Source organism: Variovorax sp. GrIS 2.14, assembly GCF_046115955.1.
Taxonomy (GTDB): domain Bacteria; phylum Pseudomonadota; class Gammaproteobacteria; order Burkholderiales; family Burkholderiaceae_C; genus Variovorax.
This window is the reverse complement of record NZ_JBJXIA010000003.1, coordinates 277,629-290,502: the sequence shown is the minus strand read 5'-3', so window position 1 is coordinate 290,502 and position 12,874 is coordinate 277,629. Positions and strand designations below refer to the sequence as shown.

At 65.0% G+C, this 12,874-nt stretch carries 5 protein-coding genes; 1 reads left to right on the top strand and 4 read right to left on the bottom strand.

Annotated features, from left to right (window positions below):
• Nucleotides 1-25 precede the first annotated feature (25 nt).
• The gene (locus tag RCH10_RS07350) at nt 26-1,642 is read left to right on the top strand and encodes a phospholipase D family protein (RefSeq protein ID WP_409051882.1); all 1,617 of its coding nucleotides are present in this window, start codon (nt 26-28) and stop codon (nt 1,640-1,642) included.
• A gap of 29 nt (nt 1,643-1,671) precedes the next feature.
• Here RCH10_RS07350 and RCH10_RS07345 read toward each other — a convergent pair whose 3' ends face one another.
• Genes RCH10_RS07345 through treS form a run of 4 tightly spaced genes read right to left on the bottom strand, consistent with a single transcriptional unit; the run spans nt 1,672 to nt 12,867 of the window.
• A complete protein-coding gene (locus tag RCH10_RS07345) occupies nt 1,672-6,906 on the bottom strand; it encodes a malto-oligosyltrehalose synthase (protein ID WP_409051881.1) in 5,235 nt (1,744 codons plus the stop codon).
• Nucleotides 6,899-8,767, bottom strand: a complete 1,869-nt coding sequence (gene treZ, locus RCH10_RS07340) for a malto-oligosyltrehalose trehalohydrolase (protein WP_409051880.1) — start codon at nt 8,765-8,767, stop codon at nt 6,899-6,901. The genes RCH10_RS07345 and treZ overlap by 8 nt, the downstream gene beginning before the upstream one ends.
• Before the next feature lie 22 nt (nt 8,768-8,789).
• Nucleotides 8,790-9,494 carry a mechanosensitive ion channel family protein gene (locus RCH10_RS07335; protein WP_323494720.1) on the bottom strand — a complete coding sequence of 235 codons (705 nt, stop codon included), beginning with the start codon at nt 9,492-9,494 and terminating at the stop codon, nt 8,790-8,792.
• 31 nt (nt 9,495-9,525) lie between these two features.
• On the bottom strand, nt 9,526-12,867 hold the full coding sequence (treS, locus tag RCH10_RS07330; RefSeq protein WP_409051879.1) for a maltose alpha-D-glucosyltransferase: 3,342 nt from the start codon (nt 12,865-12,867) through the stop codon (nt 9,526-9,528).
• Between the last annotated feature and the right edge of the window lie 7 nt (nt 12,868-12,874).

Here is a 12,874-nt window from a genome sequence, read left to right as displayed (position 1 = left end):
GATTGTCTTCAACCGCCGGAACTGCATGCGCATCGTCTTTCACTGCGGCTCGTCCCTCTGGCGCTGGTCATTCGCCCTGGCCGTGCTGCTGCTCAACGCCTGTGCCGGTTTGCCCGCACCTTCGACCGCGCCACCGGTGCATGCAATCGCGGCATCGACCACGACCGAACTGGGGCGCCTCACCGCGCCCTACCGTGCCGAGCCTCCCGACGGGAGCACCGCGCTGTCGGGCATTCGTGCCCTGCCGCAACCCGAGTTCGCCCTCGATGCGCGGCTGCAGCTCATCCGCCGCGCACAGTCGTCGCTCGACCTGCAGTACTACCTGCTCGGCAACGACAAGACCGGCAAATTGATCTTGCGAGAACTGCGCAACGCCGCCTTGCGCGGTGTGCGGGTGCGCTTGCTGCTGGACGATTTCTACACGGGCGGCCTCGATCCGATGCTCCTCGGCCTGGCGTCTTACCCGAATGTCGAAGTGCGCCTGTTCAACCCGTTCGCCTCCGGCCGCGAGAGCATGGCGACGCGCTGGATCAGCTTTGCCAGCGAGTTCCGGCGACTCAACCACCGCATGCACAACAAGCTCTTCGTGGCCGACGGCGCGATGGCGATCGCGGGCGGTCGCAATCTCGCCGACGAATACTTCCTGCGCGGTGCCGGCGACAACTTCATCGACCTCGACCTGATGATGGCCGGGTCGGTCGTGACCGAACTGTCGGCGCTCTTCGACACCTACTGGAACAGCGAGGTGGTCTATTCGTTGGCGCGCATCGTCGTGCCACACGCCTCACGAGAACAGCTGCGCGCCAACTTCGACGTGCTGACTGCGCCGACTTCGGCACCAGAACCGGAGCCCGTGCCCGACGCCGACATGTTCGGCGATGCGCCCATCGGCGCCGCCTTGGCGCAAGGCCGCATCGAACTCATCCGTGCCAGCGCGACCGCGGCCGCCGACAGTCCATTGAAGGCGCTCGATGAAGGCAGCGGCAGTTCCATCACCGGCCGCTTCAGCTCGCCGCAGACGCTGGCCGACCGCACGCACACGCTCTTCGACACCGCCAAATCCGACATCGTGGTGATCTCGCCGTACTTCATTCCTGGCGATGCCGGCCTCGATCAGATGCGGCGGCTGCGCGGGCGCGGCGTCAACATGACAGTGGGGACCAATTCGCTTGCCGACACCGACGAGCCACTGGTCAACATCAACTACAACAACTACCGGGTCGCGATGGTCAAGCTCGGCGTCGAGCTGTACGAAGTGAGCTCGGTGCAGATCAAGCGCAGCCTCAACTTGCGCAAGACGTTCGCACAATCGCGAGGCCGCTTGCACGCAAAGCTCGCGCTGATCGATCGCGAATCGGTGCTGGTCGGCTCGATGAATTTCGATCCGCGTTCGGCCCGCCTCAACACCGAGTTAGGCGTTCGGGTGCAAAGCTTCGAGCTGGCGCACCAGCTCATCGAAGCGTTTCAGATCGATGAAGCCCAGGGCGTGTACAGACTCAAGTTGAAGCCCGGCACCGACCAGGTTCAGTGGTTCAGCACGGACGGCACCGACGATGTCTTCGACGACGAGCCCGAGGCCAGCATGATCGTGCGGCTCAAGCTGCTGTTCTTCTCCTGGTTCGTACCGAGCGACTTGCTGTGACGCCCGGCATCTCCTGAAGCATCGACGCTTCAGGCCGAACGATCCGACCACGGCACGAGCGCCGCGCCGGGGAACTTGCCGAACAACGATGAGAGCTGCAGCGCACCTTGCTCGACGACCAGGCGTTCGCCGGTCAACAAGTTTTCCCACGCGCTGCCTTCGGGCGCATTCGGCGGACGAAGCACCGTGCCCTGCCAGACCTCGCCACCCGGCAATGCAGGTACGCCGTTCTCCGGCCCGGTCGTCGCAGTGAGCCCTGCGAATCGGCGCACCGCCGCGACGATGAGCACATCGTCGTCGAGCCGCCGCTCGAACGCCAATGCATGCTCGGACTTCGGGCCGTCGATGCCGAGCGCGGCATACCCGCCGTCGCGGAACAAAGCAGACTTGTCGCGACGCAATGCCAGGAGGCGCCGCACCACCCACAGCTTGGCCCTTCCATCGTGCGGTGCGCGTGCCAGCGAGCCCACTTCATCGGCCAGACCCCGCCCTTGCGGCAAGTCATCGAGCTGTTGCAGCCAGCGTTGTCGGCAGTCGTAGTCGACCGGTCGGCGGTTGTCCGGATCGACCAGGCTCAGGTCCATCAACTCGTTGCCCTGGTACAGATCGGGAACGCCCGGCGAGCCGTACTTGAGCAACATCAGCGTGATGCTGTTCCACGCGCCGAGCCAGGCCACGGTATCGCCAAAAGCCTGCAAATCGCGCAGGAACACGTTGCCCTGCACGCCGGACAGCAGCCCGCGTACGAAGCCTTCGAGCGCCGCTTCGTAGGCCTCGTTGGGGGCGGTCCACCGCGTGTGCGATTTCGATTCGCGCGCCGCCTTCAACAGGTATTGCACGATGCGCTCGGCATACGGCGCGAGCGTTTCATCGTCGAATCCATCGGGCGGTAGCGTGCCGAGCAGGGTTTGGTAGAGCAGGTATTCGTCGGCACGCGAAGGTGAATCGCTCGGCGCGCCTTCGGCTTCAAGCCGGTCGCGCACGCGCTGGTTCATCTCCGACCATCGCGTCATCGCGGCCTGCCACGCAGCCGGCATTTCTGAAAGAACGTCGATGCGGTTGCGCACGTCTTCGGAGCGCTTGTTGTCGTGCGTGGACGTCGCCAGCATGGTGTGCGGCCAGCGCAGCGCGCGGTCGGCACTGGCGCTGTGAAACTCGGTCACCGTCATGCCGAAGGTGCCCGGCTCGCCGCCCACTTCGTTCAGCGAACTCAGCGGAAAGTAACGGTAGAAGGCCGTGTCTTCGACCCCCTTGGCCGACACCGGTGCGCTGAACTGCTGGAAGCGCCGCGCGAAGTGGTGCACGCGCCCTTGCAAATCAGCCGATGCCAGCGGCACGGCTTCGCCCAGCAGGCTCTGGTGCACGAAGTCGAACACCGACAAGTCCGAGTCCTGGCTCTGCCGCCGCGCCTCTTCCACCGCGCGCGCGATGAAGTGCTGGTCTTGCTCCGAAGCGCTGTGCACGAAGTACGTGCGGTACACCGGCAGGCACACCGCGACCTCGGCGAGTGCGCGGCGTAGCGCGTTGAGCGTGTAGTCGCGCGTGCTGCGATCGGCGCGCGCGAGGCGCACCAACTCTGTCGCGAGCACGTTGAGTTCGGACGCCAGCGCGGTGCGAATCACGTCGCGCTTGCCGACATGCGAGAGCGCCTCGAAGCACGCATCGACACCGCTGAAGTCGCGCCAGATGCGTTCGACCTCAGGCCCCGCCGCGGCATCGACCAGCACGCCGTTGGCGACGTTGGCAAAGCGGTAGCCCGTGGTGCCGTGCACATGCCAGCTCTCCGGCACCTCTTCGTTGGCCGCCGCGATCTTCTCTGCGACGACATAGAGCGGGCGCGCCGGTCGACCCTGCACATCGACATCGGGCAACGTCAGGCGCGCCCTCCGCGCATAGCCTTGCTGCAATTGCAGGAAGTAGCGGGCCGGGTCGTACAGACCATCGGGATGGTCGATACGCAGCCCGTCCACCACGCCGGCTGCAGCCAGGTCGAGAGCGAATGATTGCGTGTCCTCGAACACCTCGTCGCGCTCCATGCGCAACGCGGCCAGATCGTTGATGTCGAAGAAGCGGCGGTAGTTGATCTCGTCCGCCGCAACGCGCCAGTAAGCCAGACGATAGGCCTGCGCTTCGATCAACGCGTGCAACCGATCGCGAGTGTCATCGCTGTTCACCGTGTCGACCGACGCTGCGATGGCTTCGGTCAGCGCTGGTGACCTGGTGCACAGACGCGCCAGGCGCGCCTTCAGCAGCTCCTTGTCGCGCGCACGCTCGGCGCGCGCCTGCGGCTCGGTTTCATTGCGACCCGGCAGATGGCCAAAGGCCGACGCGATGCTCGCGGCACCCGCTGCGACATCGGCGTCTTCGACGTGTCGCGATGCAGCCAGCAACACGTCGGTATAGCTCTCGGGCGCCAGCGGAAATCGATGCTCGAAATAGTTGAGCGCCAGGCTGCCCTCGGCAGCGTCGAAGCGCAGCGCGATCTCGCCGTTCTGCAGCACCTCGCCGTAGTGGCCGCCCAGCACAGGCAGCAGCACCTTGCCGGTGAGCTCGATGTTGAGCGGTTGCCAGTCGATGTCGAAGTGTTGCGCGAAGTGCGACGCCTGGCCGTTCTCGAGCACGTCGAGCCACCATGCGTTGTCGGCGCCCAGCACGCCCATGTGGTTTGGCACCATGTCGAGCAATTGCCCGAGCCCGTGCTGCCGCAGGGCACCGATGAATCGCGCGAAGCCTTCGGCACCGCCGATCTCCGGGTTGATTTCGTCGTGCGCCACCACGTCGTAGCCGTGCATGCTGCCGGCGCGTGCCCGCTGGATCGGCGAGCAGTACACATGGCTCACGCCGAGCTGCGCGAGATACGGAAGGATGCGGACCGCATCGTCGAAGCCGAAATCCTTGTGGAACTGGAGCCGGTAAGTGGCGCGCGGCACGCGTGTCTGCAAGCCCGCGGCCATCGCGGAACCCGCCACGGCTGCACGCGGTCGCACCTGGGCCATCGCGTCGAACAGCTTGCGCGCATCGCCATCGGCACCGACGGCATCGAGATCGATCGGCAGCTTGCGACGCCAGTTCGGCTGCTGGTCGGTCGTGCCGGGCAGGTTGGCCTGCTCGACCGAACCCAGAGCGTCTTCGAGCTGGACCAGCATCAGCGCCGAGGGCGCCATCGCCAGGTACAGGTGCACGGCCTGCACCGCGAGCGAAGGCAAGGTCTGGCTGCCGGTCGCCTCGGCCACCTGCTCGCCCGTCAGCAGCCCGGCATGCTGCACCGCCAGCAGCAGGCGCACGCGCTCCTGCGCACGATCGAGCAATTGCTTTTCGAAGGTTTGCTCATCGGGGAACAAGCCGAGTTGCCAGCGCAGGCGCAGGTCGTGGCTCGACCACCAGCCGGCCAGCGTGGCCAGGTCGTGCGTGCTGACGGCGACCAGCGCATGACGCGGGTACTCGGCAGGCGCTTTGAAGTCGCCGTTGGGCCAGCGCTCGAAGTACAAGAGGCGATACGAATGCACTTCGGACCGGGACAGCGCTGCGCGCATCTCGTCGGCCACGGTGCCGAGGTCTTCGCCCACCACCATGCAATGGTTGCGTTGGCTCTCGAGCGCGACGATCGCCATCATCTCGTGCAGCGCGTAGTGCACATAAGCGCCATCGCGTGCGGTGCGTCCTTGGGGCACCCAAAACAGGCGCATCAGCCCCATCACGTGGTCGATACGCAAGGCGCCCGCACCGCGCATGTTGGCGCGCAAGGTCTCGATGAAGATGCGGTAGCCGCTGGCGCGCAGATGGTCTGGCCGCAAGGGCGGCAAGCCCCAGCTCTGGCCGTTCGGATTGAACTCGTCCGGCGGCGCGCCGACGCTGGCGCCAGCACCGAAAGCCGACGGCTCGCCCCACACATCGGAGCCACCGCGATCGACAGACACAGCAAGATCCAGGAAGAGGCCGATGCCGAGTCCGAGCGCCTTGCAACGCGAGTTCACCCGCACCAGTTGCTCGACGGCGACCCATTGCAGGTAGAGATGGAACAGCACGCGATCGGCATGCTCCGAGGCGAATGCGGCGACCTCGGGCGAAGCCGGGTCGCGGTAGGCATCGGGCCACACCGGCCAGCCCCAGATCGAGTCGTCGATCAGGTGAAAGTGCGCTTGCAACGCCTCGAACAGCGCATGCCGACGCAAGGCCTCGCCTCGCTCTTCGACAAAGGCGAAGAAAGCTTCGCCACGCGTGCTGCGCGAATCGGTCGAAGCGCTCTGGCCGTCGGCCGACACATGCTGCGCGCGGAAGTGCGCGAACAGGAGTTCGAGCACTTCGAACTTGGCGGCAGCCACGCCGGGATAGTCGACCAGAGATGTCGCTCGCAGGTCGGCCAGGCGTGACTGGAAACTGGCCGAGCGCACCAGGCGCCGCGCCGGATCGCACGCGTTGAACTCATCGGCCGCCTGCACGTCGATGTACAGCACGTTGATCTGCTGCCGCGACGACGGGCTGTACGGGCTGGCATGCGCGGGGTTGTGCGAGAACAGCGCATGCAGCGGGCTCAGGCCGATGATGTCGGCGCCGCGCTCGGCCATGATGCCGACCAGTTGCGCCAGATCGCCGAAGTCACCGATGCCCCAGTTGTGCTGGGAGCGCAGCGAATAGAGCTGCACCGCTGGCCCCCAGATGCGACCCTCGCCTTGCAGTGCGACCGGCCGATGACAGTGTTCGGGCGCGCTGATGACGAGTGTCGTGGCGTGAACATAGGGCTCGCCCGGCTTGCCAGTCGAAGTGCCTGCGACGGCTCCGCCATGCGGCGCGGTGGCGCCCTCGATGCTGAAACGGTGATAGCCCGCGGGCAGACGCAGCGTCATCGTCAGCCGACGTTCGTACCAGCCGATGCCATCGAGCTCCGCATAGGCGGTATCGGGCAACGCGCGCGCATCGATCTCGCCGCCGTGCACTGCGCCGCCCTCCTCTTCGAGCCGCCAGCGCACGTGGTGCGCGGTCGCCGGCAGGCGCAGCGCGATGGACCATTCGGCGGCGCCCGCCTGCATGGCCAGCACCGGCGGGAGCGTCTCGGACCAGTCGCCACGTTGAGCTGCATCGAGTGCCGCTGTCGCATCGAGCGTGTCGTCGAGCACCACATCGAACTCCGCGAGCAAGCCCACGAGATGCTCTCGCGCGACGCGATGGTGGTTGCCCCACACGTCGTGATAGTCGGTCGAGATACCGAAGTGCGCGCAGAGGCGCTGCACGGCCTCGATGTCGCTGTGCGCGCGGGGACTAGACATTCGAAGGCTCCTCGAGGGTGACTAAAACGCCACCGCGCGCGAGGCGCAAGGTGGCGTCGCCGGTCGGTTCTGCGTCCGACCTGTAGATCATGTGGCCGCGCGGCATGACGATGCCGTCAGCGCTGTCGCGGCCGAAGTTGGCCAGCACATAGAGCGTGGTGGCCGCCGCAAGCTCGCCGTCGAGCTGCCAGACGACTCGAAGAATCCCACCATCTCCATCGCACGAAAAGGTGCCGGCACCGCGCAGGCCCGTCAGATGCGGCACCACCGCACGCTGTCGCACGGCCAGCAACTCACCGATGAAGCGCAGCCACCGCGCATGCGGTTCGATCTCGCGCTCGTCCCATCGCAGCTTCGACGCGAGGAACGTCGACTCGGCGTTCGGATCGGGAATGCGCGCGCGGGCTTCATCGGTCGAGAAGGTCGCGAAGCGGCCGAACTCCTCGCGCCGACCATTCGACACGGCCTCGGCGAGCTCAGGCCCGAAATCGCAGAAGTATTGGAACGGCGTCGACGCTGCGTACTCCTCGCCCATGAAGAGCATCGGTGCATGCGGCGACAACAGCACGCACGCATAAGCGGCGTGCAGCAAGACCTCGTCGCCGAGTGCATGAATGCGCTCGCCGAAAGCGCGGTTGCCGATCTGGTCGTGCGTCTGCAAGAACGATACGAAGGCCGCCGACGGCAAATGCATCGACGACTCGCCCCGCGTCTCGCCTTCGCGGTAGGGCGAAGGCTGGCCCTGGTAGACGAAGCCTTCCGCCAGCGCGCGGCCGAATTGCGCGACCGGTACGTCGGCGTAGTCACCGTAGTAGCCATCGGTTTCACCAGTGGTCAGCACGTGGGCCGCGTGGTGTAGGTCGTCGTTCCACTGGGCCGTGCCGTCGCGCGGATGGCCATCGTCGTCACGCTCCAGAAACGACGCTTCGTTGAGTTCGTTTTCGAGCACCACGTGGATGTGCCGCGTGCGCCCCGGACCGGCGCGCAAGGTCTCTGTCACTTCGCGAATGATGTGCTGTGGCGAGTCGTCGCGGATGGCGTGGATGGCGTCCATGCGCAGACCGTCGAAGTGATATTCCTCGACCCAGTACAACGCGTTGTGCACGAAGAAGTCGCGTACCGTGCGCGATGCTTCGCCGTCGTAATTGATGGCCGAACCCCACGGCGTCTGGTGCGCAGGATTGAAGAACTGCGGGCAGTACGCATGCAGGTAATTGCCTTCAGGCCCGAAGTGGTTGTAGACCACGTCGATCAAGACCATCAGGCCGAACCCGTGGGCTGCGTCGACGAACGCCTTGAGCTCGTCGGGTGTGCCGTAGGTCGCATCGGGCGCGTACTGCAGCACGCCGTCGTAGCCCCAGTTGCGCAGGCCGGGGAAGTCGGCGAGCGGCATCACCTCGATCGTCGTCACGCCCAGTTCGGCGAGTGCCGCAAGTCGCGCAGTGGCGGCCGTGAAAGTGCCTTTGGGCGTGAACGTGCCGATATGCAGTTCGTAGATCACCGCTTCCGACCACGGGCGGCCGCGCCAAGCTTCGTCGCGCCATTCATAGGCCCCCGTGTCGATGACCTGGCTGGCGCCGTGCACATCGTTCGGGTTGTAACGCGATGCCGGATCGGGCGCGCGCAATCCATCGGGCATGCGGAAGCGGTAGAGGTCGCCGGCACTCGCCTCGGGCACGGTGACCGAGTGAAACCCATCGGTTCCCAGAAGCATCGGATGCTCGACCGGCGCCTCTGTATGACCGGCCTGCGGCTCACGCTGCAGCACCACAGGTGTCATCGACGGCGCCCACAGGCGAAACGAAACTCCGCCCTCGGCCAACACCGTCGCGCCGAAAGGCATGGCGTGTCTGCGCTTCATGCGCTGACCAGTTCAGTGGTCTTCATCGGAGCTTGTCGTCCACGGAGTCCTTGATGTTTTTCTTGTCACGCGGCCACCACTGCTCGATGCGTTCGGCCGCCCAGTCCTTGCCGCCGAGGCCAAAGGCCAGTGCCAATGCAAAAACGATGCCGCCCAGAATCACCAGGAAACTTTGCCGCACGATGTCGCCGCCGACCCTGACCTGGTCAAGCGCGATGAGCACCACGAAAACCATGATGGCGTACTGCGCGAGCTTGGCGACGAAGGCCGCGTCCTGCAGCTTGATGTTGCGGCAATAGGCCAGCACGGTGTCGCCGACGAACTTGGCGAAGTACGAGCCGAAGGCCAGCACCAGCAGCGCGACGAACACGTTGGGCACGAACCAGACCACGCGCCCCAACAAGTCGGTGATGTAGGTCAGGCCCAGGCCGTTGAAGGCGATCAGCAGCGCCGCGAGGATGACAAGCCAGTACGCCAGGATGCCGAAGATGGCAGTGGTGTCGCTCGCCACGCCGCCCTGCCGCAAAAAGTTGTCGAGCCCCGCGCGCTCCGTGAGCACGTTGAAGTTGATGGCGCGCAATGCCTTGGTGACGACCAGCCGCACCACCTTGGCGATCAGCCAGCCACCGATGATCACCACGATGGCGATCAACAGTCGCGGGATGAAGGCACCGACCTGAAACAGTACGGCGCGCAAGGGTTCGAGTTGGATGCCGAAGCTTTCCATGATGTGTCTCCAGTGAAGGAACGAACGCGCCTCAGCGCGCGGCGTTCGAGTCGATCAGTGCCAGCACGCCTTGCAGCGGAACCTGAGCCCAGTCGATGCGATTGTTGAGTTCGTAGCGCAGCTCGTACAGCGCCTTTTCGATTTCGAACAGACGCAGCAATTCGATATCGATCGCTGCCGCGCCCTTACCGGACAGGGTCGCCGTATACGCTTGCAAAAAGGCATCGCGCGTTGCGGATTCCCAGGCCTTGGCGTCGGGCTCGAGCCGCTCCAGCTCTTCAGCGGTCTGCGCGATGCGGCGCAGTGCCGACCAACGTGCGTAGTTGAACGACCGCAGCATGCCGGCCACGTCGCGCAGTGGCGAGCCCTTGGCGCGCCGCTCCTGGAAGGTGCGGGCCGGCTCGCCCTCGAAATCGATGATGACGAAGTCGTTGGCCGTGACCAGCACCTGCCCCAGGTGGTAGTCGCCGTGGTAGCGCGTCTTGATACCGCCGACCTGCGAGGCACCGTGCGCTGCAGCGAGCTGTGTCTGCAGGGCCGCGCCGCTCGACAGGAATGCCTGCGCATAGACCTGAACCGATGCCGGCAGCTGCCCGATGCGTTCGCGCATCAAGGCCTGGGTGCTGTTCGATTCGGCGACGGCGCGGTCGCGATAGCCGGCCACGTCCGCCGCCGCCAGCGGCTCGGGATCGAAGGCTGCATCGCCGGTGCGCGTGGCCAATGCCAGGTGCAGCTCAGCCGTGCGCTTGCCCAGCATCGCAGCCAGTGCCAGGAAACCACCATGCGCCTTGACCGTCGATAGCTCCTCGCCGGCTGCAGCGCCCGCGGTACGCAACTCTTCCAGATAGCGTTCGAGATAGCCGAGCGTGTAGTCCCAGCCGTCGCCCTGGTTCTGCACATGCGACTGCACCAGCGCCAGCGTCATCACGCGGCCATCGGTGCCAAAGTATTCAAGTGCGCCGAGCACGGGAACGCAGTTTGGGTAGTGCACGACATCGGTCAGGAAACGACCCATCTCGAGCTCGGGGTTCACACCCTCGCGCAGCCGGCGATAGCCCTTCAGGAAGAGGGTGTCGTCCAGCGTGACGACGGTATTGCTGCTCATCGCACTCGGGCGCGACACCGGCATCTCGCGCACGTCGATGTTGGCAGCCTTGAAGGCGGCGGTAGCGCTGAATTTCATCTTGCCGCCGACGGTGGTCAGTTCCTTGCCGACCTCGATCGCCTGCACCAAAGCGCGACAGAATGGCTCGTCGTAGAACGCATCGGCCATGACCCCGACGTTGGCCTGCTGCCGGATCTTGGCGAGTGCGGCCGGCGTGAGCCGCGTCACGCGCTCTTCTTCGGTGTCTTCCCATGCCAGCGCAAGCGGCATGAAATAAGTGTCGTCGTCCGGTGGTCCGTCGAGCTTCAGGATGGGCAGCATCCAGCTGGAGCCAGGCATCTCCCAGACAGCGTAGTCGGCCAGCCTGGCGCGCGACACGGCGGTAGCTTTGGTTGCATACCAGCGCTGGATTTCGATGTGACGCGGCAGCGTGTCGGTCTCGAACTGCACGCGCATGCGGTCAGCCATGCCCATGCGCCACGGCATCACGCGCTCCCGGAAAAAGCTGGTCCAGCCGTCGAACAGCACGAGCGTCGGCCGGTCTTGCAGCGCCACCTCTTCCTGGTGCCAGCTCGGCATCGCGGCATCGCTCGCCAGACGGAACCAGTAGAAGCCGAACGACGGCAGCGTGAGCATGTAAGGCAGCTCGCCGATGGGCGGGAACGAGGTGCGGCCGAGCATTTCGACCGGCACGCGCGTTTTATAGGCCGAAAGATCGAGTTCGACCGGCTGCGCAGCGCGCGACAGATTGAACACGTGCAACAGCGTTTCGTCTTCATGGATGCTCAGGTACGCGAGGATTTTGCGGTTGCCCGGCTTCAGAAAAATACGCTTGCCGCGGCCGAAGGCGAAGCTGGTCTTGCGCACAGCCAGCATGCGCTTGGTCCAGTTGAGCAGCGAGCTGCTGTCGCGCGCCTGCGCCTCGACGTTGAGCGCCTCGTAGCCGTACATCGCGTCCATGATCGGCTGCAGATACAAGCGCTGCGGGTCGGCACGCGAGAAACCGGCATTGCGGTCGGGGCTCCATTGCATCGGGGTGCGCACGCCGTTGCGGTCGCCGACGAACACGTTGTCGCCCATGCCGATTTCATCGCCGTAATAAATGATCGGCGAGCCCGGCATCGACAGCAACATGCCGTTCATGAGCTTGACGCGATCGATGTCGTTTTCCATCAGTGGCGCGAGGCGGCGCCGAATGCCCAGGTTGATGCGCGCGCGCATGTCGGCGGCGTACATCGTGTACATGTAGTCTCGCTCTTTGCTGGTCACCATTTCGAGCGTGAGCTCGTCGTGGTTGCGCAAGAAGATAGCCCACTGGCAGCCATCCGGAATCTCCGGCGTCTGCTGCATGATTTCGACGATCGGGTGGCGGTCTTCCTGCGCGATCGCCATGTACATGCGCGGCATCAACGGGAAGTGGTACGCCATGTGGCATTCGTCGCCGTCGCCGAAATATTCGCGCACGTCTTCAGGCCACATGTTGGCCTCGGCCAGCAAGAAGCGGTTCTTGTATTCGGCATCGATGGCGGCGCGCAACTGCTTGATGACCGCGTGCGTCTCAGGCAGGTTTTCGTTGCTCGTGCCGTCACGCTCGATCAGGTAGGGAATGGCGTCGAGCCGGAACCCGTCGACACCCAGGTCGAGCCAGAAGCGCATGGTCTTCAGCACCGCCTCCATCACCGCCGGGTTGTCGAAATTCAGGTCGGGCTGATGACTGAAAAAGCGATGCCAAAAGAACTGCTTGGCAACCGGGTCCCACGTCCAGTTCGACTTCTCCGTGTCGGTGAAGATGATCCGCGTGCCCTGGTAGATCTGGTCGGTGTCGCTCCACACGTAGAAGTTCCGCTCGGGCGAGCCGGGCGGCGCATTGCGTGCTGCCTGAAACCACGGGTGCTGGTCCGAGGTGTGGTTGATGACCAGTTCGGTGATGACGCGCAAGCCGCGCTTGTGCGCCTCGGCCATCATTTCGCGGAAGTCGGCCAGCGTGCCGTACTGTGGATGCACATCGTCGTATCCGGCAATGTCGTAGCCGTCGTCCCGCAGCGGCGACGGATAGAAAGGCATCAGCCAGATCGTGTTGACGCCCAGATCCTTTACGTAGTCGAGCTTGGCCGTCACGCCCTTGAAGTCGCCGACGCCGTCGTCGTTGGTGTCGAAAAACGCCTTGACGTTGAGCTGGTAAATCACGGCATCGCGATACCACTGCGGATCGTCGCTGATGTCGATCTCCGGTGTCTCGAGGGCAAGGGCGGGCACGGGTGCGTTCATGGGCGTC